A 24,480-nucleotide genomic window follows, 5' to 3' on the forward strand; every position below is an offset into this window, starting at 1 on the left:
ATACTCGTCACCTTTTTCGTTATTGTTCATTTTGAGCCTGTGAAGTATGAGCCAGCCAGAGATTTACACCCCTGAGACACTTTCTCACGTTAATAACCGTTTAGAGTTATTGGCGCCAGCAAAAAATGCCGATTATGGTATTGAAGCCATTCGCCATGGTGCCGATGCGGTTTATATCGGTGGTCCAGCATTTGGGGCGCGTGCGACGGCGGGTAACAGTGTGGAAGATATCGCTCGCCTATGTGCTTTTGCACACAAGTATCATGCGCAAGTGTTTGTCGCCCTCAATACGATTCTGATGGACGATGAGCTCGAAACCGCAGAAAAACTGATTTGGGATGTGTATAACGCGGGCGCCGATGCGCTGATTGTGCAGGATATGGGGGTTTTACAGCTTAACCTGCCGCCGATTGCGCTGCACGCCAGTACGCAAATGGACAACCGTAATCCCGAAAAAGTTGCCTTCTTAGAGCAAGTGGGATTCTCGCAGGTGGTACTGGCGCGCGAGTTGGGCTTAAGCCAAATCCGTGAGGTTGCGGCTCATACCAATATGCAGATTGAGTTCTTTATCCACGGCGCCCTGTGTGTGGCCTACAGTGGATTATGTAACTTAAGCCATGCCTTTAGTAATCGCAGTGCTAACCGCGGCGAATGTTCGCAAATGTGTCGTCTGCCGGGCAATCTTAAGACCCGCCAAGGGGATGTGTTGGCGCAAAACGAGCACTTACTCTCATTAAAAGATAATAACCAAACCGATAACCTCGAAGCTTTGATTGATGCCGGTGTTCGCTCCTTCAAAATTGAGGGGCGTTTAAAAGATTTAAGTTATGTAAAAAACGTGACTGCTCATTATCGCCAAAAACTCGATGCCATTATGGCGCGTCGCCCTGAGTTTGTGGCTTCATCCCATGGCCGTACTGAGCATACGTTTACCCCAGATCCCGAAAAAACCTTTAATCGTGGCAGCACCGACTATTTTGTCCATGAGCGTAGCCAAGGGATTAAAGATTTTCGCTCGCCCAAATATATTGGCCAAGATGTGGGTAAAGTGGTTGCTCTTGGTAAGGATTTTATTCAAGTCAGTTCAACCCACGAATTTAATAACGGTGATGGGTTAGCGTATTTTCCACCCAATTATGCGATGGCAAAGCAGTCCGACGACAAGTTGCAAGGTTTACGGGTAAACCGCGCCGAAGGCCATAAGCTGCATGTGTTACAAGTTCCACGGGATTTACGTGTTGGTATGACTTTATACCGTAACCATAATCAGGCATTTGAAGCCTTGTTAGCGAAAGAGTCGGCCAAGCGAATTATCGGCGTAGATATGCGTTTAACCGATACCGCCAGGGGCGTAGCGCTGACTTTAACCGATATCTACGGCCTCAGTGCTACGGTTGAGTTGGAAGTTGAAAAGACGCCCGCCACCGACGCTGAAAAAACCTTGCAGACGATTCGTACACAATTATCGAAGCTTGGCAGTACCGATTTTACGGCGCGCCAGATTAGTATCGAAACTGCTCAGCCTTGGTTCCTGCCTGCTTCAACCCTTAACGGCCTGCGCCGTGATGCGGTAGCTGCATTAGAACTTGCCCGTGTAGAGGGCTACCAACGGCCAAAACCTTGGAAATATAACCAAGATGCTGTGTATCCATTCAAACACTTAAGTTACTTGGGTAACGTGGCAAACGAAAAGGCCAAAGATTTTTATCAACGCCATGGCGTGATTGAAATTCAAGATACCTATGAGAAAAACGGCGTGACTGAAGACGTGCCTTTGATGGTGACTAAGCACTGCCTGAGATTTAACTTTAATCTTTGTCCTAAGGAAGTGCCGGGAATTAAGGCCGATCCTATGGTGCTCGAAATCGGTAACGATGTACTTAAGTTAGTATTTGATTGCCCTAAGTGCGAGATGCTGGTTGTCGGTGAAAACCGTCAGGTTCGCGGCCAAAAAGCGCTTTAATTAACGCCTTCATAGTAAGGGAGCATTGAGCATTCAATGCTCCCTTTTTTATTGTTTTTCAGCTGCTCAGCTTTCTCATTGTTGCCTATGGGTTACTGAAAGGATACTTTATTGAAAAATTTTAATAATAAAGGATGTCAGCATGGGACTATTAGATGGGTTGCTCGGAAATGCTTCTGAGGTGAATTTACAGGAGCTGGCCGAAGAGCTGCGCCCAATCATGGGGATTCAGGAAGAATTAAAGCTGGCCTATAAAGTGGTCCGTGATCTGTTTGTATTTACCAATAAGCGCTTGATCTTAATTGATAAGCAAGGGCTCACAGGCCAAAAGACCAGCTATCACTCCGTGCCCTATAAATCCATCACCCATTTCGAAGTGGAAACCACAGGCCATTTCGATATGGATGCCGAGCTAAGAATTTGGATTTCAGGTCGAAGTGAGCCACTGGTAAAAGAGCTTAAGCGCGGCACCGATGTGGTCGGGATCCAAAAGACTATCGCCACTTTCGCACTGTAGTCTTTTGATTTAATACTTTTATATCAAGATATTATAAGCAAGCAGGTGTGCTTGCTTATATCCAATCAATTTAATACTCGGTAGTTTAGGTCGTTAGACTGTTCTATCGGTTTGCCGCTCATAGTGTAAGTTTCTGATAGTGTGATTCGACCTTGCTCATCATATTGATTATGGATGCCGACCCAAAATTGCTCTTCTCCTTGGAAGTGTAGGTTACCCTCCTCAGCGATTTGGCTGTTGGGGTGATAGCGCTTCATGGCGTAGAGTTGGCTATCTGGGTCAAATTTTAAATGATAAGAGAGGATAGGAGCGGGTTGTTTTGCTTGCTGCCAGCTTGCAGTGTCTGCTCCAGTTGAAGTCACTTCTGTAAGATTCAAGTGAGTTTCATCAGCACCAGCTTGAATTGTTGCAGTTTGTTCCTGTGTATCCTCTGCGCCATCAAAATAATGGCGGCTTTCATTGAGCTTGCCATCGTCGCTGAGCCACGCTTCACGATACAGTTGCCCTTGAGGCGTAAAGCGTTGCCAATGGCCGACATCAAGGTAATCACCATCGATATAGGTGATAAAACCCGTTTCGATGAGTTTGCCTTGTTCAGAAAAGGATTTTGAGCTGTATCGTTCTCCTTCTAAGCGAGTCAACAACCAACGAATTGTCCCATCTTGATAGTATTCTATCCGAGTATCAGGAGTGCCTTCTTGATAGTATTGCCTTTGATTATTCTCAAGATTATAGCCGCAGCGGGTATTTGAGTGGCTCTCAAAGGATTCAAGGATGCCCTGCTTGTTGTAGGCGCTACTTTGTTTGAGATAACCCTGTCCCTCTCGAACGACATATTCTGTAATAGTGCGGATGGTGCCATCTTCATAAAACCAGCGTGCTGTGCCATCACGATTGCCTTGGGTATGGGGCAAATACATTTGAATTTGTTGGTTTTCATAGTATTCAATAAAAGGCGCGATCGAGAGATTATGTCGATATTGACCTTCGGCAGATAGGACACCGCTTTCATAGTAACTGCGAAATAATCCTTCTCTTAAGCCCTTTTCAAGGTAGATTTCAAGGGCGAGTTGGCCATTTTCATGGTACCAAGTGGCAAGGCCCTGCTCATGGCCATTTTCAAAGGGAATGCACTGTTCTAACTGCCCATTGGGATACCATTGTTCACTGTTGCCATGGGCTATGCCGTTACTAAAGTTGAGCTGTTTGGCGAGCACGCCATTGGGGTGCCACTCTTGACGTAGGCCTTCATTTACCCCCTGTGAATTGAGCTGTACTCGCCACGCGAGTTGGCCATCTTCATAATAAGTTTCAATGCGTTTGCCCACTTGATTGAAGTGGACTTCTTGCTTCAGAATGCCATTAGGATGATACCAAAGTTCGTTAACAGGCTTACCCATATCATGGGTTAATTCGGCTTGCAGCTTGCCATCCTCATAGTACATATACTCAATTCCGTGGATGTGATTTGCCACCATTGGGCGCGTCAGCCACAGATTTCCAGATTCATAATAGCGTTTTAACTGATTGATATAATTGCCTTCGCTATCCTTTTCTGCGGTTTCCCTTATCTGACCATTACTATGGTAGTAGGTGAGTAACATACCATCGAGCTGACGTTCTTCGACTTGATTGATTTTTCCTTCATGGTCATACCAAGTTTGGCGGCCAAGTTGTTGGTCATTAATAAAATTGCCCTCAAATTGCAGTACACCTAAGGCATTGAGCTGGCGCGTTATCCCATTGCGTTGACCAAAGTAATTGCAATCTACCGCCTGAGTGATGTTAGGGGATAGGGTAATTATCCTCAGCAGCGAGCGCCCTTGCTCGGTATGAATTTGATGTAAAGTACGTTGCAATTTCCCTGTGAGGCTGGAGAAATCTTGCATATCGCCTTGAACGGTATGGGTTGAGTCGATAATAAAATGGCAAGTCACTAAATCTTGTTGGTTATAGAGTTCAACTTGCCATAGTGTTTGCTGGGCATTATTGGGATGAGGGAGCAGACTACAGGTTTTATCTTTGCCTAGATAAAAATATTGCTCAGGGCCATTGACCTCAATGCTGTCAAACTGAGTATCGTGAAAAGTACAGGACTCATGTTTATGTTCCCAGCCAAGGAGTTCAATGGTTTGCGGGTTATCAAAATAATATCGATTTATCGCTGCCTGAGTATCCACTCGATTGGCTTGCGCCGGAGTGGCCTGGATGGCAAGGCTAAAATAAGGCTTAAACGAGGAGGCTGCTTGAGTGGCTTGCGGCCGAGCTGCTTGAGATGGAATGTCTTGCTGGACGCCGCGTTTTTCTTTGGTATTAAACAACTTTGCTTTAAATGCGTTCAACAACGACATAGGTCAACATCTCCAAATCCATATGATACAACTGACTTATCTGGTAAATTTCTTAAGTCGAATAGGCCTATGATAACGGGTTATACTTTGGTTTCTCAATAGATTATCTTGCCCTTAAGTCGAGATCTGGATTCATGATGCTACAAAATTTTTATCAGTCACTCCCAAGTGATCTTTCACAAGAAGTGTTTGAAACCCTTGCCGGAAATGGCAATGTGATGATTGAGCGCATTATCTCCAAAGGCCATTCAACCCCTGAGGGTGATTGGTACGATCAAACACAATATGAATGGGTGATGTTGCTCAAAGGAGAGGCACAACTCGAATTTGAGCAAGGTAGATTGTTAACACTTAAACCAGGGGATTATCTCACCATCGCGCCCCATGAAAAACACCGCGTCGCTTCGACTTGTATACAGGGCGAAACCCTATGGCTCGCGGTATTTTATGATGCGTGAGGTCTAGCTGTTTTGCCATTGCCAACTGGGTGTATTGAGCAAATCCTGACCTAAGATTTGAGTTTGCCCTAGGGTTTTATCCAGAGCCAAAGTATTACATTCCTCAAACTGACTTAAGGCATTGATTAATCGATTAGCGTGTGACACTACCCATAATTGACATACCTCGGACGCCTTAGCGATAAGTCTCGCTAATGCGGGTAATAAATCAGGATGCAGGCTTGTTTCGGGTTCGTTTAACACCATGAGTTCCGGTGGTCTTGGAGTCAACAGGGCGGCAATTAACAGTAAATATCTCAGTGTGCCATCGGATAACTCGCTCGCATGCAGTGGTCTTAATAAACCTTGCTGGTGAAATTCAAGTTGTAGGATCCCGCCCGCTTGAGGCGTGATACGAACCTTCGCTCCCGGAAAGGCATCGCTCACCGCATGGTCAAAAGCGCTCTTATCGCCAATTTCAAAAATAGTTTGTATAGCAGAGGGAAGATCCCGGCCATCATGGTGTAGCACGGGCGTTGCTGTGCCAAGTTGAGGGCGGCGGGCCGGAGCCTCGGCATCGGTTCTAAAATGATCATAAAAACGCCAAGCACGAATGCTATCCCTTAGCGTTAACACTTCAGGGCTGCGTTCTGGATCAGCAAGTTCGGTAAACATACTGTCACCGGTTTGCAGGTGTGCGCTTAGGGTAATCCAGCCTTGGCCATCTTGGCTGCGACTTTTCACCATAGGGCCGCGGCGCTCGACTAAGACGCTTGCTGGACGGTATTTTGCACCATTCCAAATCGCCTCTCGTTTGATTTGGGGATCTAAGCCAAAGAGGGTCGTCGAGTCGGGTTTGGGCAGGCCAAGTTCAATCAGATAACTAAAATCTTCGCCCGCAAAGCCTAGCTTTAGGCGTTTTGGCGCTTGCCTTACGGTCGCTTCGATGGGGGTATCACCTGCTAACATGCCCTTGGTCAGATTCTCAGGTCCAGCCCAAAAACAGGAATCTAAGCCGCCCTCTTGTGCTAAAGCATTGACTACGCCACCCTGCGCCGTTTGCGCTAATAGACGTAATGCTTTGTATAAATTAGATTTGCCACTACCGTTAGCGCCAGTGACGACATTAAGTCGGCCCAGGGGTAAGACGACTTCCCTTAAGGTGCGGTAGTTAGAGATGGCAAGTGTGGTTAGCATGGTTATCCTGTTAGGTTTCCCATCATCCTCGAGTAAGCTGTCTTGGAGCTGTTATCTAAGTACCAGTTATGCGGTGATGGATTTAGATTAATACTTGATTTAACACTCGTTGCCAGTTGCCGCCCATAAAGCGGTCGCGGTCGGTCGATTTAAATCGGGCCTTGGCTAGGGCATCATCAATCCGACTCATGCGTTCGATATGGTTTAACTCAGGGATCACTACATGCCTTGGTTCAGCATCAAAGCCTAATACTTTTTTGGCCCTTAGGCTGTACCACCAATCCTGATATTCCTTAATGCCTTGGGCATTATCGTTATTCAGGGCTAACAGATTTTCTTGACCTCGCAGCGGAAAATCGTTGGCGATGGCCACACAATCAACTCCACCTATACGTGCAACATATTCTAACTGACGAATATAGTCATTGATCGTTGGGACGGCCTTATTGGTGAGCCAAAAGCTCATCATAAAGACACCAAAAACACCGCCTGAATTAGCAATAGCACGGATCACTTCATCTGGGCTACAACGGGCATGTTTAACGATCCCGCGCGCCGCGCCATGGCTTTGAACGATTGGCGCGCGGCTCAGTTTAGCCACATCTAATGCGGTCTGGGCGCTTGAGTGGCTCACATCGATTAATATATTGGCTTGGTTGAGTTTTGCGATAAGCGCTCGCCCATGATTCGTCAGCGGTTTATTGAGCCCGCCATTGGCATCATTATCTAGCGCTCCGCCCGCAAAGGTATTGCCATAATGGTGAGTGAGTTGCAGTGCGCGTAGGCCTTGGCGATGAAACGCATCAACATATGCCCATTGGTTGGCATCACTATCATCTTCAACACAGTCCGCACCTTGGATTTGAAAGAAAACTGCCGTGCGATTGCTCTCCCTCGCAAGCTGGATATCGCGTCCTGTTAAGCCTTGTAAGAGGATATCGGGATGCTCGCTCACCCGTTTTGCTGCTTGCTGGATGCTGTCCAGGCAGGCTTTGTAGGTTCGCTTGTAGTTTAAGGTGCCGTCGGCTTGTTCAATGGTTTCAATGGCGGAGATATCACACAGAAAGGCATCGAGGCCTGAGGCGAGAACATCGGCTAAATCATCGGGCAAAAAGGATAAACCATCGATATATAAGCGCCGTGCACGTGGCGGGAGGGGCGCGGCAAGACTAGAGAAACTGGCAAAAGGGCTTAATGCACTGGCGGCGCTCAATCCAGTAACTGCACTGAGGCCTTTGAGCAGAGTTCGGCGACGGTGATTGATAGCCTTCATGGACGTGCACTCTCCTTTAGATTAAGCTCATTTGTACTTCTTTATACCCTGTTAAAGCATAGAAGTCTTTGATTAAATCCCTCTTTTGTCGATTTAACCCGCAGATTGATTTAGGGTTTTACCGCATCAATCATTGCCTTAGCTAAGGCATGTAAGCCGTTGGTTCGTGAGGGACTTAATTGGCCCTCTAGTCCTAATTGTTTGAAATAGGCGGAAGGGTCGAAGGCAAGTATTTCGTCGCTCTGTTTGCCGTGACAGGCACTCAATAGTAAACCGATTAACCCCTTCACGATGCGCGCATCACTATCGGCCAGAAAATAATGCTTACCGTCTTGCTCTAGATGGTACAGCCAGGCATCACTCTCGCAGCCCTTCACTTGAGCAGACTCAAGGCGAAATTCATCCGCTAAAGTGGGTAAGGTTTTACCTAGTAACATGATTTGGCGATATCTTTCCTGCCAGTTTGGCGCCTGCTCAAACCGTGCTAGTAATGTCGCTGCATCCTCAACCTGATAAGCAAAATCGGTTGCTGGAGGCATGATTGGCAATGTCATGGGGAACTATCCTCTTTTTATCTGTTTTGCTGACGGCTTTAAGGATAAACCTTAGAGTAGCAATTCTTTAACTGAGGCCAAGGCGGCAATAAAGCGGTCGATATCGGTTTTATTGGTGTAGATACCAATCGATGCGCGGCAACAACCTTTAAGGTTAAGGGTTTGCATTAAGGGCATGGCGCAGTGATGGCCGCAGCGAACTGCAACGCCTTGTTGATCTAATAAAATGCCCACATCCTGATGATGTTCATCGGCAAGGTTAAAAGCGACTGCGCCAATATTATCGCGATGTGCGCCATACACACGCACATCGCCAAGGGCGCGCAGTTGGTTTTGCAAATACTGAAGCAGTTCAGCTTCATGGGCTTTAACCTCTGACGTGAGGTGTTGTTGCAAAAAGCGTATAGCGGCGCCAAGGCCAATCACTGCACTGATCGGCGGTGTGCCAGCCTCTAAGCGATTAGGCAAGCTGCCAAATTCGGTGCCATCAAAACTGACGCGTTTGATCATTTCGCCGCCCGTAAGTAGCGGTGTAAGGGTATCGAGTATCTCGAAACGGCCATAAAGCACGCCAATGCCCGTCGGGCCGTACATCTTGTGGCCAGAAAACACATAAAAATCACAATCGATGGCGGCCATATCAACACTTAAATGTGCCACGGCCTGTGCGCCATCGACTAAGGTGAGTGCCCCTTGGGATTTTGCTTGGCGAACTAACTCCACCACCGGATTTACCGTACCTAAGGCGTTGGATACATGGCACAGGGCGACAACCTTGGGTTTCAGTTCCAGCAAGGCTTGGTAGGCATTTAGATCAAGTCGGCAATCTTGAGTCAGCGGAATAGGTTTAATGATAGCGCCAGTGCGTTTTGCCAATTCTTGCCACGGAACAATGTTGGCGTGGTGGGCGGCGCTATCGATCAAAATAAGGTCGCCAGATTTAAGTTGTGGCGTTAAGCCAAACGCGACTAAGTTGATGGACTCAGTAGTGCCGTGGGTGAAAATGATTTCTTCACGGCGTTTGGCATTGATAAATAACTGTAATTGATCGCGCACCTTCTCGTAACTTGAGGTGGCGCGCGCCGATAACTGGTGCGCCGCACGGTGCACATTGGCATTGTCGTATTGGTAATACTGTGCCATTGCCTCTAACACACACAGCGGCTTTTGGCTGGTGGCCGCGGTATCAAGATAACACAGGGGATAATCGCCCAACATTTGCGAGAGGGTGGGAAATTGCGCGCGGATTTGGCTATTGAGATCAAACGCCTGCGTTAGTAATGTGCTTGTTTCAGGCACAACCTTCTCCGATACAAAATGGTCTGATGCAATGCTTTCTGGTGCAGTGCTCTGTGAGCCAATATCCTGCTGCGCAAGCTCTGCGTTGGGTAATGTGGTGTTGGTTGGGGCTGTGTGTGTCATCTACGGGCTTAACGCAATAAAAAAGGCTGTTGGATCTTCTGTTATCTCTCAGGTGAATGCAAGTTTTCGTCGGATCTGCATTCCCGTTATCGCAATATCCAGCAAGCGTTTACGCCATTTCATATAAACACCATTCCATATAAACACCATCGCCTGTTTTGCTTTATATGTCGGACAAGGGTTGGGGGTAGGGATTAAATTTTTTGTTTAACCCAAGCGTGCTCATTGCAGCAAAGCTCAAAACTCCATCTATGCTATATAAAGACAAATAAGACATTGGCAGTTGGAGTAGCATCCTTATGCTTGGCTTCTTAAGAGATTTGCAGATCAGATATAAAATGGGCAGTTTAATCGGCATTATGCTGCTACTGATTCTGGTATTAGCAGGATTTAGCTTGCTTAAAATGAAGCGGGTTGCTGATGAAATTCACACAATTGCATTAGAAAACATACCATTAGTGAAATTGTCGAATGAAGTTACTATCTTGCAGCTTGAGAGTTCGATTAGCCTTGAGAAGGCTTTCAGAGCCTCTGAGATACCCGTTTCAGCGCAGGAGCGATTAATTGACGGCTTTATTGGAGAAGTTATTCAACATAAAGAGCGGATTAATAATGAGTTGATGTCGACCCAAACCATGCTCAATGAGGCGCTAGCATATCCCCAATCTTCAGAGTTACGAGATAAAACACAACAGTTAACCCAAGAAATTACCAATATTATTCGAGTTTATCGAGATTACGATCTAAAGCTTGCCACCGTGGTCGCCGCAATCCAGCAACGCACTAATCCTGCGGCATTGGTGCAACAGGTGAATGAACTTGAACAAACCCAAGGTGAATTTAATACCCAGCTAAGCCAGTTTGCGTTGCGTTTAGAGCAAATGACACAAACAGCAGTCACTGTTACCGAGAACGAAGAGCAAGACGCCATTTACGGCTTGATAGTTATTTCTTCTATCGCTTTGATTTTAGGTTTAGTTATCGGAATCGCCTTTAGTCAGTACATAGTACGTTCGATTATGCGCCTGCGTAATGCAGCAGCCATGATGGAGTCGGGAAACTTTAGCCGAGAATTAACAGTAGAATCGAAAGATGAACTGGGCGAGCTGACTATTAGTATGAATCAAATGGCCCTAACCCTCAGTAAAACCGTTGGGCAAGTGATTGGTCGCAGTGAAGAAATCGCATCTATGGTTACAGAGCTTAATGCTGTAGCTGAAAATAACCGTAAAGCGATACTTAGCCAGCAGGAAGATACAGATCAAGTTGCCACCTCCATGACCCAAATGGCGGCGACAATTACTGAAGTTGCTAGCAGCGCCGAGAGTGCATCCTACTCCTCTGGACAAGCGGAAAGCCGAGTGAAAGAAAGCTGTGCCGTTGTTGACGCGAGTGAGAAAATTGCTCAGCAATTAGTGGCTAGCGCTCAGCAATCCAGTCAACTGATCCAACAGTTACAGGCCAGTACGGGTAAAATTTTAAATTTTGTGTCTGTAGTTGATGCGATTGCTGGCCAGACCAATTTGTTAGCCTTAAATGCCTCGATTGAGGCGGCAAGAGCGGGTGAGCAAGGTCGAGGGTTTGCCGTGGTTGCCGATGAGGTTCGTGCATTGGCAACTCGTAGCCAAACGGCTACACAGGAAATCAGTGAACTTATTCAAACTTTAGTACTTGATGCAAAATCTGCTGTGGATTCATTTGGTAAAAATGAATTACAAATCAAAGACTCATCTCTATTAGTCAATCAAATCAAACAAAACTTGTTTGAGATTTCGGATGCCTTAACCCAGTTATCGCAGGCTAATGCGCAAGTGGCTACCGCGAGTGAGGAGCAAGCTGTCACGGCTGAGGATATCAGTGAACGGATCAACACCATACGGGATTCAGGTGAGTCTGTGCTTAGCAGCGCTTTTGAAACGGCTAAAGCCAGTGAGTCACTCTCCCAACAGGCAAATTCATTACGTGAAGCGATGCTGCAATTTAAGGTGCGCACAGTCTAGGGATTTAGCACTATCGCTATCAATTTGTTTAGTAAAATAAAAATGCCCAGCGCTTAGGCTCTGGGCATTTTTATTGTGCATTTTTGGATAACTGGCTGAAGCTTAACGGCGATTATTAGTTAACGCGACTTAATGCGACTATGACTTAACGCGATTAAGGCTTAACACGATTCGGGCGGTTATCTGCGCGATGTGAGTGCTGTTTCGGCTCATTCGAAGCCGGTTTTGCACTGTGTGGATGGCGGCCTTTGGGCTGCTCTTGGCGGCGTCCATCATTGTTTGATTTGTCGCTTCGTTCTGCATGGCTACGTTGCTGTGCACCTGAATGCGGTTTCGCTTTTGCATTGTTCCCCGCCGTTGCACTGTTAGTTGTGCCGCCATCGCGCTGAGGATGCTTACTCTTTGGTTTTGGCGAGCGTGCAACTGCTGCCTCGGTCTTATGATGTTCATTGCTGTTGCGTGATGGCGTGCTGTGCTTATCGTGGTTGCCATCTCGAACGCTTGATGTTTGAGACGCATCTCGGCCAGAACCAGATCGTGGGGCAGGTTTTCCTGCACTGCGGTGTTTACGCTGGCTTGCCACGGCTTTTACTTTATGATTTTTGCCTTGGGGAGTGAGCGTTGTTTCGGGCAGCGCATGCACTGGGCCAAAACCTGCAACTTCTTGGCGCTCGAGCACGCGGTTAATTAATCGCTCAATATCTTTAAGCAGTTTAATTTCTTCGCTGCTGACTAATGAAACGGCTTGACCTGTGGCGCCAGCACGGCCGGTGCGGCCAATGCGATGCACATAATCTTCAGGCACGTTAGGTAAATCAAAGTTAACAACTTGCGGTAACTGATCGATATCTAAACCGCGGGCGGCAATATCGGTCGCAACCAATACGCGAACTTCACCGCTCTTAAAGTCGGCGAGGGCCTTAGTGCGCGCACCTTGGCTTTTATTACCGTGGATCGCGGCAGCGCTAATGTCGGCTTGGATAAGGCTCTTCGCGAGTCGGTTAGCGCCATGTTTAGTACGCGAAAACACTAACACTTGCTGCCAGTTTTCCTGTTTGATGAGTTGGATCAGCAGGGCTGATTTTTGCGTTTTATCAACGGGGCAAATCCATTGCTTAACCGTCGTTGCGGCGGCATTGCGCGGCGTGACGGAAATCTCAACCGGATGATTGACTAACCCTTTTGCAAGCTCACGGATCTCATCGGAGAAGGTGGCTGAAAACATCAGGTTTTGTCGCTTAGCGGGTAAGAGTGCAAGGATTTTTTTGATATCACGGATAAAGCCCATATCCAACATACGATCCGCTTCGTCGAGCACTAAGATCTCAAGTTGATTAAACTTCACCGCATTTTGTTGCACAAGATCTAATAGTCGCCCTGGTGTGGCAACTAACACATCAACACCATGACGTAATTTATTGATTTGCGGGTTGATAGGCACGCCACCAAAGACCACAGCTGAACGCAGTGGTAGATATTTACCATAGGTTTCAACACTTTCGCCAACTTGTGCCGCCAGTTCCCTCGTAGGAGTTAAGACTAAGGCGCGAGTTTGTCCTGACTTGGCTTTTTGGCCTTTAGCGAGTAATTCCAGTAATGGCAGCGTAAAACCTGCGGTTTTTCCTGTTCCCGTTTGGGCCGCAGCCATGACGTCTTTGCCCGTTAGTACAGCTGGAATTGCTTGCACTTGGATGGGAGATGGCGTGTCATAGCCCTGTTCGGATACGGCTTTTTGGAGTGGTGCGGATAAACCTAAGGCGGAAAAACTCATTAATGGATCTCTTGTGGCAACATCGCATCGTTGCTTTGGTATAGCCTGAACGGCGGGCGTGCAGCTTACATTAACAGGGGCCTCAGTGCTACGACTGAAAGCATTTTGTTGTATAAAGGCATAAAAATCCTATTTCATTAGTGGCTAATTTATCGACCTATCAGTATCTTGTTCAGTATTTAGCGAAAGATCACGTTTATGTTAATTTGATTGCTTATAAGTAGTTCAACTTGAGGTAAAATTAACAAGATTCCTCAATAGGTTGCCAAAGTGTTGGCCAGACATATTCATAAACGGGATATGTAAAGATTCGCGGGATGTTTTTCCGTTTGCAGGTTGAATTCTGCACCATTGCATTCTTAAGATAGTTCTGCTCAGGAATATTAACGCCTCATGGCGGGTGGATTATGACAGCAATACAGCATATTGAACGCCTTGCACGTGGGCGAAGTGAGCAGGCCGTGGCTGTGATTAAAAACGTGCAGCAGATGTCGAATATTCCCATGCAGGAGATGCAGTTAGCACTCAAGCAATTATTTCAGTGTGGCCGCGTTGCACTGCATTTCCATCCCGACAGAATCGACAGCCGAGGTCTAACAGTCGCTGAAGGGCTTCTACGTGATGGGCAATACCGTAGTCAGTTCGAGACCCATATTTCCAATGGGCAGTTATCGCCTGAGCTTGGAGGACCAAGGGATCATTGGGAAAATCAGCTGTTTGGCGATGTGTATAAAGGAACCAAATCCCGCCCTAAGTATGGCGCTTTAGATTTAGGTATGTGGCAGGATGGCCCCGCCCCGCGTTTTGGCAGTTGTTATCTGCTCACCCACTCACAATTGCTCACGCGTTCGACCTTTACTTACCTTGATTCTTACCGTAATCCTAAGGAAAAGGGGACATTATCTTGTTTTGATGATGTGCTAGCGGCACTGCTGACCGAGAGTTTTGAGCGCCACTATGCCTTGGGTAAAGCGGACTTTAAGCCTCTAAATGTGATCCATTATTTGGCGCATCAGCTTAATTCGTCATTGCTTGCCCGCTTTGAACGCCCGATGTCGACAAATCTTGATCATTATATCGAAGCGCAAATTCACGGTGACGTGTCACTCGATGAAGATATTGCCATGCTGGTGGCCGATCCGAGTTTTAAAGGGACTGAAATCGGGGCAACGTTAACTAAGTTGTGCGACCGTTACGATATTGAGCTGCAATACCATAATGGTTTTAGCCTGCATACGGCACAGATCCCTAGCGATTTCCGTGGACCCACTATGCCATCTCTGGCCGAACGTATTGCGATTGACGATAGCGTCGATGCTTATGCCATTGGGGTTGCTGCGCGGGATTTATACCATTCACCACAACACTGGCGAGATCGAGGTAATCGTGCTCAAGTAGCCCATGAACTCAAGCTACTTTGGCATGTGTTAGTCAAATACGGTGGTATTCAGCCTTAGCGCGGAAATAGGGTCACTAAATATGGTTACATGCGCACTATTGACGTTTTGATTGCGCCCAAAACGTCAACAAGCCTCAGTGATTAGCAACCTGTGTCAACCTTAGTATAGGTCGGAACACCTGTTGTCTCCCATTTATAGTCTATATAACAATTAGTTGCAGATACCTCTGCTTGAGTAGGGGTCGCCAGATTTAACTTTTGCTTTGGGGTTGCAATGACTTGATAGGTGCCGTTAGATGTATAAATACGGTAGGACCAATCATTCACGCTTAAGCCTGCGGCATTAAAAATTTCAGGTGGTGTTGTGTAGCCCGCACTAGGTGCTGTGCCACTACTGCTTGCGGCCCAAGGTTGGTAATTCTCACCCCGAATACCATCAAAAACCACACGATTAGTCGTACCTGTGTTGGCGATTTCTGATTTTGCCTTGAATAAGGTGACCGCAGACTTCATTGATGCCAATGCACCCGACAACTGACTTTTGTACGCATCAGACTGTAAATTAACAAATTTGGGGGCAGCCACTACAGCCAAAATGCCCAAAATAATAATCACAACAACAAGTTCTATTAACGTGAAACCGGAATGTTTGTTTGTCATTGCTATCTAACTCCTTGAAAATTATTCCTATCTTATCCAACAATTTCGCTAATGACCAGTTAGCTAATATTTTAGTCTTTATCCTCGTTAAATAGGGTTATCCGTAATCAACAAAGATTTTTAAGTTTGATGATATGTGAGAGTGCGAATACGTGGTTCTAGATAAGTGTTTATAGGCGTGAAGTATTTATCTTTGTGAGCTAAATCTGAATTTATTGATCATCATCGCATTTTCGTGAATCTTTTAGCAAAAGATACGTCCAAGGTTTCATCTGTTGGGGATGCCTGCGATACTGCGTCCCTATCGAAGCTTTTCGCTTATTGCAAGTCCTTGGCATTGATTGGTAAGCGTTAGATCGATTTCTACAATTTACTGCAGTGTTGGTTTTGTTGGAGCACCATGGATAAGTCGTTAGAAAAGTCCCTTCTTGTTTGGCTCAAGTCGCAAAAAAAGGCCTGTGGCTGGTTTCTTAAACTTTCGGTCTGGTGTGGAATATTAAGTGCTATTGCATTGATCGTGCAGGCTTATTTAATTGCCACTCTCCTCGATGGTGTGATTATTGGTAATGGATTGCTCGGATTCGGCGCCGATAGCGCTCAGACTGTTATCAGCGCGAGTGATTATCTGCCGCATTTTATGGCCTTGATTGGCTTAATGTTATTGCGAGCAATACTTGCCTATGGCCGCGAGCGTGCCAGTTTTGAAGCGGGTAGGCGTTTACGCCAACAGATCCGCAGTGCGGTAATGGATAAATTAACTCGGCTCGGCCCTGCGTTTATTAAAGGTAAACCCGCAGGCAGTTGGGCGAGCATAGTGTTAGAGCAAGTTGAAGATTTACAAGATTTTTATGCCCGTTATTTACCGCAAATGACGCTTGCTGGCGTGATCCCCTTATTGATCCTCATCGCCGTGTTTCCCATCAACTGGGCGGCGGGGCTGATTTTACTGTTAACCGCGCCCCTTATCCCGCTGTTTATGATCCTTGTCGGTATGGGTGCTGCTGATGCCAACCGTAAAAATTTCAATGCGTTAGCCAGATTAAGTGGCCACTTTATGGATAGATTAAAAGGGCTTGCGACCTTAAAGTTATTCAATCGAGGCGATGCTGAGCTGAAGGTGATTGAAAAGGCATCGGAGGAGTTTCGCAGCCGAACCATGTCGGTGCTGCGCATGGCCTTTTTAAGCTCGGCGGTACTGGAGTTTTTTGCGGCGGTGTCGATTGCTGTATTAGCGGTTTACTTTGGTTTTAGTTACTTAGGTCACCTCGATTTTGGCTACTATGGCGCGCACGCTCAAATTGGGCCTAATACCAATGAAGGTTTACCTTTTAGCCTGTTTGTCGGTTTGTTTATCCTTATTTTAGCGCCGGAGTTTTATCAGCCGTTAAGGGATATGGGCACTCACTACCATGCCAAAGCGCAGGCGATTGGTGCCGCGCAGGCTTTAATGACTCTGCTTGAGCATCCCGAGCCTCAGCCAACAGACTCAGTCGTTTGTGATACCAGACTTGAGAAGATTGAAAGCCTGATAGCTGAAGAACTTGAAGTCTTTAGCGTTGATGGCAGCCGCTTATTAGGACCCATCAGTTTTGAGTTGAAACAGGGGGAACATTTAGCCTTAGTTGGCCCAAGTGGTGCAGGCAAAACCAGTTTACTCAACGCGCTATTAGGATTCTTACCCTATCAAGGCAAGTTACTGATTAACGGTGTTGAGCTCTCCAGCATTGATCTTGCCTATTGGCGGCGCCAATTAGCGTGGCTTGGACAAGAGCCACAGTTATTCCATGGCACAGTGCGGGAAAACGTAGCCCTAGCCAATCCTAATATTACAGACGAGCAGGTGTGGCACTTGCTAGAGCAAGCCAATATCCATGAATTTGTGCGCATGCAACCCCTTGGTTTAGCGACTGCTATCGGTGAACAATCATCAACCCTATCGGTCGGGCAGGCACAACGTATAGCTCTGGCGCGGGCGCTAGCACAGGCGTCGCAGGTGTTTATCCTTGATGAACCCTCCGCGAGTTTAGACAGTGTTAGCGAGCAACTATTAACGCTCACCTTGAACCGTGCGATGGCGGGCAAGATGTGCATTATGGTGACCCATCGATTAGATCAGCTCGATCGGATGCAGTCGATCTTAGTCTTAGATAAGGGATTGATTGTCCAGCGAGGCGACTTTGCGACTCTTTCTATGCAGGCGGGTTTATTCCAAACCATGTTGCATGAAAATACCGAGTCGGTAGCCGATATTGAGCTTGAATCGCCAATGCCTGATACTCGCGTCGATATTGCGTTAGGGACAACAGAGGGAGGTGCACAATGAGAATACTCCTTCCCTTCATTCGGTTGTTCTCCCATCAATGGTTAATGATGGTTATTGGGCTAGTGCTCACCCTTACCACTTTGATGGCGGGGATTGGCTTATTGTCGTTGTCGGGTTGGTTTTTATCGGCGACGGCGGTGGCGGGATTAACGGTTATCGGCTCCCAATCCTTTAACTTTTTTACCCCCGCGGGTGGCGTGCGATTCTTATCTATTGCCCGTACAGCCAGTCGTTACGGTGAGCGTCTCGCGACCCATGAGGCGACCTTTAAATTACTGACTGAACTCAGAGTTTGGGCCTGGCGAAAACTCTTCCCTCTCAGCGCTAAAAATCTGCAAGGTTTGCGCCGTGCGGATATGCTCAACCGCCTCGTGGCGGATATCGATACACTCGACCATCTGTATTTACGATTGTTGACGCCGATGGCGGCTTCCTTGCTGATGACGGCGTTGTTATATCTATTCCTTGCATGGTTTGATGCCAAGCTAGCCTTAAGTTTATGCCTGTTTTTAGTGGTGATTTGGCTGCTGCTACCACTGTTGTTTTATCGTCTAGGGCATGCGCCTAGCCGCAATATGCTGGAGACTAAACGCCAATATCGGGTGCAGTTACTCGATATATTACAAGGCCAAGCGGAGCTGAGTTTATTTGGTGCAAACGCCAGATACAGACACAAGCTCGACGAGGCCGAGCAGGCGTTATTTGCTAGCCAAGGGGCGATGGCTAATATCACCGCCTTAAGCCAAGCCATGCTGATCCTGGCGACGGGCTCGGCACTCATCATGATGCTATTTTTAGCCGCCAATGGCGTGGGCGATGCTGTGCCTCCCGGCCCGATGTTCGCCTTGATGGTGTTTGCCACTATGGCCTGTGTGGAAATGATGATGCCGATTGCGGGCGCCTTCCAACATTTGTCCGGTTGTGTGCTGGCGGCAACGCGTATTAACGAAATCACCGACCAAGAAAGCGATATTCGTTTTAGTACAGATACAGATCTTAAGGCGACCTTTGGTGGATTGCTGATCCGCGATATCCAATTTAGTTATAGCGGAAACCAGCCTGTGCTTCAGGGCTTATCCCTCGAGATAAAACCGGGCCAAAAGGTGGCGCTATTGGGCGCGACTGGCTGCGGTAAATCCAGTTTATTGTCCTTAATTACCCGAGAGTGGCAGGCGCAAAGCGGTCAGATTTACCTCGATGGTCATCAATTAAGTGACTATAGCGAGGCCGCATTAAGATCGGCGATGACAGTCGTGAGCCAGCGGATCTATCTGTATGCGGGCACGCTGCGGGAGAACCTTGCCATTGCCTTGCCTGTGCCAGAAGGGCAAAAGCGTACCGCCAATGACGAGCGTTTTATCCAAGTCTTACAACAGGTTGGTTTAGGCGAATTACTTAAAGGCGACAAGCCTCTCGATATGTGGATTGGCGAGGGCGGCCGGCAGTTATCGGGCGGCGAGCAGCGCCGTATCGGCGTGGCGAGAGCACTGCTAAGGGATGCGCCATTATTGTTGTTAGATGAACCCACAGAAGGGCTAGATAAGCGCACCGAGCGGGAAATCCTAAGCTTATTATTTGAATTTGCGAAAGATAAAACCTTGCTAATGATTAGCCACAGATTAACGGCGATGGCCAAGATGGACCAAATTCACCTTATGGCTGAGGGGCAAATTGTGGCATCGGGCGATCATCAGCAGTTACTTCAAACTTGTCCCGCCTATCAGGCGCTCTATCGTCGCTTAGCTTGAGGCTGGATGTCGAATGGGTGAGAAATACGTGCAGCAGGAGTGAAGCCTTTATATGAGTAACCCAATGCCAGCAGACATTGCACCAAAAGAATTAGCTCCGCAAATTAACGCTCATTTTAACGGCAAGTTTGAGGTAGAGCTTAAGTATCGACTTGCAGACCGTGAAGCCTTTTGGGCACGTCTAAGCGCCAAATCCCCCGAGGTGATGCTCGAGGATAATCTTGAGCATGACTGCTATTTTGATTCACCTATAGCATCCTTAGCTGCTGAGCATAAAAGCCTGTGTATTCGCGAGATGCATCCCTCTGGCATCATGCTGTGGATTGTAAAAGGGCCCGAGAAAGGCCGTTGTGAAGCGGTCAATATCACGGATGCCAACAAGGCCAAAAGTATGCTGCGGACTTTAGGCTATCAATGTGTGCTTGAGATTAAAAAACGCCGCAGCGTGTATTTTCTCGGGGAATTTCATTTAACGCTTGATTGGCTCGAAGGTTTAGGAGACTTTGCCGAGCTTGCTATTATGACTAATGATGAAGCTAAGCTGCCAATCTATGAGGCGCAGCTCCTAGCCTTAGCCGCAGAACTTGGGCTAGAGGAATCACAGCGAGAACTCTTATCTTACAAACAGTTACAGATGGCTATACAAGGATAAGCGAGGCATCCCAAGTCCATTTGGGGATGAATCGATAAAAGGCGCGGCGGCTTATCTTCCTAAGCGCTGCGAAAAGGCTAAGTAACGTTTGACCTCTTCTTCGGGGAATCGCAATTCTTCACCGTCTTTCACGCTGCTGAGCAAGTTTTCCCGCGCATAGCGTTTAATCGTCGCTGGGCTCTTATCCAGCAACTTGCACACTTCATCAACTGTCAACAGATTATCACTCATGGTTCACTCCCATTATTGATTGGTGATTAACCCAATGAGTATAGAACAAGAATTAGACTGCGCTTTACTGGCGCAGTCTCAGGCTAAATGACGACTACTTGGATTGACGCTGAGTTTCTCGCGCTTGGTATTCTGTTCCTAAATGTGCCTTCGCAGCGGTAATGGCCATAACTGCGCGGGATTTAAATTCGCGGCGATACAGGGTGACCACCACAAACAGGCTAGCCAAAATAAATAGGATAGGGTGCACGAACCAGCAGAGCACGGCCATCGAAAAGTAGTAAGCCCGCAGGCCATAGTTATAGGAATGGGCGGCTTGGTCTTGCACCGTTGCCATTTGTCTTGCGTACGCTTTAAGGTTGTCATTGGCGCCTTCGCTATCCATCGGGCCTGCGCCTATCATCACGTTCACAAAGCCGTATTGGCGCATCGACCAGGTAAATTGGAAAAACGCCATCACAAAAATGACCACTAATAACGCTAATTTAACTTGTACCAATGAATGATTTGGTGGCGTCGCATAGGGAATAGTGGCAATCACGGCCTCAAGGCGTTCAACCTGCGCAAATAGGGTTAGTACCCCTGCGAGTACGAATAGCGTGGTCGAGGCAAAAAAGGCAATATTGCGTTCAAGGTTTGCCAGTAGTGCCGCATCGCCTACCCGCACTCCTCGGGTCATCAACTCAAGCATCCAGTAAATTCTATGCTTATGCAGACCACGGGCAATACAGTCGGTATCTCTCGCCTTGCGCCGGGCAAAGGCGGTATAGCCAGCCCAAGAAACGATAAACCACGTCAATGCAGAAATATCTAATAGCGAGAATGTCATAGTTGCCTTGAGAAAGTGACTTTGAGAAAGTAAAAAATCGGTTGATTGAGTGCGATTATGAAGGTTTTTATCTCTTAGGCGCAATCCCCTCATATCGCTTTCAAATCTCGCCTATTCACAATTTGAAGCCGCTCACATTGGTAGTTTTTAAGTTCTGCTTTAGAGCTGATTCATTTGGGAGGAATGGGCTTAAAAGTTCATGCTAAAGGTGTTGTTAACACAACAACTTAAAATGTAACTATACAGTGAATGGCGGTTTGTTAAATTTTATCACCCTGAGAGGACGTTATGATTGGCATCAGGCCAAAATAGGAGTGAGGCCAATCATGGTAATGACTCACCGACACGCAGCTAGTCCGTCCGTGGATGCTCGACCGCCCCGTCCATGGGGCGGACGGTCGTCTCGCCCATTACCATGGTTTGCCTTTTGAAAATCAGCATAATCTGCAGATCCAAAAGACTAGCATTACCATGCCGTGAATGGTCAATTTATGGCAATGCTCAATTACCCTAACCATTGATAAACCCGAAAGTGAGTTATTAATAACTAGATATTTAAAAATGGCAGTACAGTAAATTTTCGTCCTATTTTTTCTGAGCCAACTGTTACGAATCCGGCTTAATGGCTTTGTTAGCTGCATTTTCTGGTTTGTAGTACTTCTTCCAGTGACTACCTAAAGGCAACATTAAAATGTGTAAAATTAACCACCAAAGAAAAACCGGTGCAACACCATAAAAGTGACCAGCCGGCATATAGCCATGAGACATTTGGTTTCTTAAGTCCCCATATATCTTATCTATTAAAATCGCTTGAAGATTTCCGACAATGTCTTGACCTAAAACTTCAAGAATAACTGGATGATCTAATAAATATTTCAGGCCACTTCTTTCTTGAGAACCATCACCGTGCAATGTTGTTGGTTCCTCTCCTTGACTTCTTGCCACGTACCTAAGTGAATTTTCAATCTGTGGAATAAGAAGATGACATGCACTTAGGAAGTCCCCTTCAAGGCCGAACATAATCCCTTTAATATAAAAATATTCGTGCCCATATGGTATGAACGGACTGTTTTTTAAAATCGACTCTAGTGCATATTCAGAAACATAATGTTGAGTCATTAGTTCATCAAGAGCAGGTCGTATTTGCCCTTGAACAGCTAGTTGATGATCAATTCCAATATTTCTCATCATTGTAGCCCAAGTGACTGGACCATCTTGACTTTGATTTAGCCCCATACCAGCAGGAATCGTTGCAACTGTGATACCTTCGTGATCTATATGTGTTCCACCAAACATCCATGCAATGCTACTTTGCATCTGTTCTATTGCTTGCTCTTTCAGCTTGTTAATATCTGTAGGTCTTGAAACCAGAACACCAAGCCTAAAAAGCATATCGAAGAAATCTCTACCTTGGACGTGAATTTTTGCTTGATGAACAATTTCACTAATGTCTTGCGCGGGCGTTGAAAACTCATGAAGTTGATGTAGAGATTCAATTTGGTGATCTCTCATTCTCTCATATAGCTCAAGTCTTTCTTGCTTAGTATTGGGAACTTTAGACAATGCATCTCTTGCTTTAAGTATGCATCCGGCAGCGATAAGTCCACCATCTTGAAATTCTGAATCTTTGATGTGGCAAGCTGCTATTTCTCTCCAGATTTCTTGTTGTTTACCTTTATTTCGAGTCGAGAGTGCTGAGTTCAATGCACACTCCCACGCATTTATCGCAGTCCTAAAATCACCTAGTTCGAAACGAGTTTGAGCTATTTCCTCTGCTGTGTTTAGAATCCAGTCATCACTCCCAACGCCACATTCATGTGATAACGTCAATAAACGTAAAGCATAAAAGGGATTATCATCTAGCTTTTTACTATTTATCTCAGATGTAATGAAGTCAACTAACTTTTCGAACAAATCAGGCCGCTGAGTGTCACTTCTGAACATACAGCTCAACCTTAATGCACGTTCGATTCGCTCTGCTGGGTGAACCCATGAATCAGCTATTGTTAATAATTTTTTTGCAGACTCTAAATATGCCTCTATTGCCATATAAGCATGTTCAACACTTCCAACTTTTGTGACCCAAGAAATATCAGCTAATCGTGCTTGTAGCTCAGGTATTGTTACAAACGAGCAAAATTGAGAAAGTGAGTTTAAAGACTCTTTAGAAAAATCATTAGCAATAAGACCTCTACGGTCTTGCATTATGAATTTAGGTGAAAATGGCGCTTTCGGATTTTCAGGCTTTAGATGCATCGAGCAAGCGGCAGATAGCAACTTTGCGGCATTAGAGTCTTTAATACTCCCAAAAGCTGACTCTAATTCATAATACACTGGGCTTTTACATGCATTGAGTATTTGATCTTGATCTAGTGATTGCAACTCCTCTAGAGTTACTTCAACTTCCTGTATAGACATATGACCTCAGTGTGTAGATTGCAGCTAACATCTTAGTATTTATGCTCAGCACTGTTTGTAGGGCATAAATTGCTTGTTGGACTTGGCAGTTGCCACATCCATATCAATTTGTACAAATGATGCTATAGGTATTTGCTTTTTTGCGGTAGCGGTTTTTATACCGTTTGATTGGTAATCAGTTGATATTATTTTAGCTTTCTTATTCTTTTACGCTCGCAGGAAGATCAGGACAGGCATTACTCGACTATCAATGGTTACACCAAATCAAGCATTGTTGCGCCAGTGACCTTCTAAAACATGGATGTTTTAGTAGAGCCTACAGGGACGTATTCACGGCGTGTCACTGGTGTAACAGTGCAAGGGCCTGCGGCAGGCAATGAGGGGATACGATAGCTAGAAACCATTATGCAGCCTATTAGCACCTCGAACCATTACCGCAACTACTGGCCTGAATTGAGACTGAGAAAGTCCCAAAGGATGAAAAATTAAGCCACGACTAAAAGTTTAACTGCAGAAAAGTTCTGGGCGCCACTGATTCCTATGATCATTTCCCGAATTGAATTTAAGGTATAAGCATTCATTACCCAATAAAAAAGCCAGACAGAGTCCTGTCTCTTGATCACAAGTCTTCGTGATTGAGAGACATGGCCAATTCGTAACCCTCAAGGATGGTTTGTAACCTAAACCATCCTTCCCACAATACCTCTACACAAGCTCGACCTGTCCGCTTGGTAT

Annotated in this window: 18 protein-coding genes; 8 read left to right on the forward strand and 10 right to left on the reverse strand. The window is 46.3% G+C overall.

Annotated elements, in window-relative coordinates:
* Positions 1–46: 46 nt before the first annotated feature.
* Positions 47–1,963 carry a U32 family peptidase gene (locus MMG82_RS15995; RefSeq protein ID WP_047539475.1) on the forward strand — a complete coding sequence of 639 codons (1,917 nt, stop codon included), beginning with the start codon at positions 47–49 and terminating at the stop codon, positions 1,961–1,963.
* A 142-nt stretch (positions 1,964–2,105) separates the two neighbouring features.
* Positions 2,106–2,480, forward strand: a complete 375-nt coding sequence (locus MMG82_RS16000; RefSeq protein WP_037421824.1) for a PH domain-containing protein — start codon at positions 2,106–2,108, stop codon at positions 2,478–2,480.
* A gap of 65 nt (positions 2,481–2,545) precedes the next feature.
* On the opposite strand, the gene MMG82_RS16005 is transcribed toward MMG82_RS16000, so the two are convergent.
* Complete coding sequence (locus MMG82_RS16005; protein WP_241407093.1) at positions 2,546–4,831, reverse strand: toxin-antitoxin system YwqK family antitoxin; 2,286 nt, start codon at positions 4,829–4,831, stop codon at positions 2,546–2,548.
* A 137-nt stretch (positions 4,832–4,968) separates the two neighbouring features.
* On the opposite strand from MMG82_RS16005, the gene MMG82_RS16010 reads away from it, so the two are divergent.
* Positions 4,969–5,289 carry a cupin domain-containing protein gene (locus tag MMG82_RS16010; RefSeq protein ID WP_240293473.1) on the forward strand — a complete coding sequence of 107 codons (321 nt, stop codon included), beginning with the start codon at positions 4,969–4,971 and terminating at the stop codon, positions 5,287–5,289.
* A gap of 3 nt (positions 5,290–5,292) precedes the next feature.
* Here MMG82_RS16010 and MMG82_RS16015 read toward each other — a convergent pair whose 3' ends face one another.
* The 4 genes from MMG82_RS16015 to MMG82_RS16030 all read right to left on the reverse strand — a co-directional run bounded on the left by MMG82_RS16015 (position 5,293) and on the right by MMG82_RS16030 (position 9,714).
* Complete coding sequence (locus tag MMG82_RS16015; protein ID WP_047533314.1) at positions 5,293–6,465, reverse strand: AAA family ATPase; 1,173 nt, start codon at positions 6,463–6,465, stop codon at positions 5,293–5,295.
* An 82-nt stretch (positions 6,466–6,547) separates the two neighbouring features.
* Positions 6,548–7,738, reverse strand: a complete 1,191-nt coding sequence (locus MMG82_RS16020; protein WP_172587622.1) for a membrane dipeptidase — start codon at positions 7,736–7,738, stop codon at positions 6,548–6,550.
* 110 nt (positions 7,739–7,848) lie between these two features.
* Entirely contained in the window at positions 7,849–8,292 is a 444-nt protein-coding gene (locus MMG82_RS16025) for a SufE family protein (RefSeq protein WP_203432937.1), read from the reverse strand.
* A gap of 51 nt (positions 8,293–8,343) precedes the next feature.
* On the reverse strand, positions 8,344–9,714 hold the full coding sequence (locus tag MMG82_RS16030; RefSeq protein WP_241407094.1) for a cysteine desulfurase: 1,371 nt from the start codon (positions 9,712–9,714) through the stop codon (positions 8,344–8,346).
* Between the two features lie 299 nt (positions 9,715–10,013).
* Between MMG82_RS16030 and MMG82_RS16035 the strand changes: the two genes are divergently transcribed.
* Positions 10,014–11,714 carry a methyl-accepting chemotaxis protein gene (locus MMG82_RS16035; protein WP_144345551.1) on the forward strand — a complete coding sequence of 567 codons (1,701 nt, stop codon included), beginning with the start codon at positions 10,014–10,016 and terminating at the stop codon, positions 11,712–11,714.
* A gap of 154 nt (positions 11,715–11,868) precedes the next feature.
* Here MMG82_RS16035 and MMG82_RS16040 read toward each other — a convergent pair whose 3' ends face one another.
* Positions 11,869–13,485 carry a DEAD/DEAH box helicase gene (locus MMG82_RS16040; protein ID WP_144345552.1) on the reverse strand — a complete coding sequence of 539 codons (1,617 nt, stop codon included), beginning with the start codon at positions 13,483–13,485 and terminating at the stop codon, positions 11,869–11,871.
* Positions 13,486–13,892: 407 nt separating this feature from the next.
* On the opposite strand from MMG82_RS16040, the gene MMG82_RS16045 reads away from it, so the two are divergent.
* On the forward strand, positions 13,893–14,942 hold the full coding sequence (locus tag MMG82_RS16045; protein ID WP_037421804.1) for a DUF3626 domain-containing protein: 1,050 nt from the start codon (positions 13,893–13,895) through the stop codon (positions 14,940–14,942).
* Positions 14,943–15,025: 83 nt separating this feature from the next.
* On the opposite strand, the gene MMG82_RS16050 is transcribed toward MMG82_RS16045, so the two are convergent.
* The gene (locus MMG82_RS16050) at positions 15,026–15,544 is read right to left on the reverse strand and encodes a type II secretion system protein (protein ID WP_055647743.1); all 519 of its coding nucleotides are present in this window, start codon (positions 15,542–15,544) and stop codon (positions 15,026–15,028) included.
* Between the two features lie 400 nt (positions 15,545–15,944).
* On the opposite strand from MMG82_RS16050, the gene cydD reads away from it, so the two are divergent.
* From cydD to cyaB, 3 genes are read left to right on the forward strand one after another with little or no spacing between them, the layout of a single operon-like run.
* Positions 15,945–17,867 (forward strand): cysteine/glutathione ABC transporter permease/ATP-binding protein CydD, encoded by a 1,923-nt coding sequence (gene cydD / locus MMG82_RS16055; RefSeq protein ID WP_241407096.1) that lies wholly within the window; start codon positions 15,945–15,947, stop codon positions 17,865–17,867.
* Positions 17,864–19,615, forward strand: a complete 1,752-nt coding sequence (cydC, locus tag MMG82_RS16060) for a cysteine/glutathione ABC transporter ATP-binding protein/permease CydC (RefSeq protein WP_241407097.1) — start codon at positions 17,864–17,866, stop codon at positions 19,613–19,615. Before cydD ends, cydC begins: the two co-directional genes overlap by 4 nt.
* A 52-nt stretch (positions 19,616–19,667) precedes the next feature.
* Positions 19,668–20,267, forward strand: a complete 600-nt coding sequence (gene cyaB / locus MMG82_RS16065; protein ID WP_240293016.1) for a class IV adenylate cyclase — start codon at positions 19,668–19,670, stop codon at positions 20,265–20,267.
* 51 nt (positions 20,268–20,318) lie between these two features.
* On the opposite strand, the gene MMG82_RS16070 is transcribed toward cyaB, so the two are convergent.
* The 3 genes from MMG82_RS16070 to MMG82_RS16080 all read right to left on the reverse strand — a co-directional run bounded on the left by MMG82_RS16070 (position 20,319) and on the right by MMG82_RS16080 (position 23,745).
* On the reverse strand, positions 20,319–20,498 hold the full coding sequence (locus tag MMG82_RS16070) for a helix-turn-helix domain-containing protein (RefSeq protein ID WP_011623867.1): 180 nt from the start codon (positions 20,496–20,498) through the stop codon (positions 20,319–20,321).
* A gap of 94 nt (positions 20,499–20,592) precedes the next feature.
* On the reverse strand, positions 20,593–21,327 hold the full coding sequence (locus tag MMG82_RS16075) for a DUF599 domain-containing protein (RefSeq protein ID WP_240293017.1): 735 nt from the start codon (positions 21,325–21,327) through the stop codon (positions 20,593–20,595).
* Positions 21,328–21,933: 606 nt separating this feature from the next.
* Positions 21,934–23,745 carry a DUF4209 domain-containing protein gene (locus MMG82_RS16080; RefSeq protein ID WP_241407098.1) on the reverse strand — a complete coding sequence of 604 codons (1,812 nt, stop codon included), beginning with the start codon at positions 23,743–23,745 and terminating at the stop codon, positions 21,934–21,936.
* Between the last annotated feature and the right edge of the window lie 735 nt (positions 23,746–24,480).

The sequence above is a fragment of the Shewanella sp. MM_2022_3 genome, from assembly GCF_022557375.1.
Taxonomy (GTDB): Bacteria; Pseudomonadota; Gammaproteobacteria; order Enterobacterales; family Shewanellaceae; genus Shewanella; species Shewanella xiamenensis.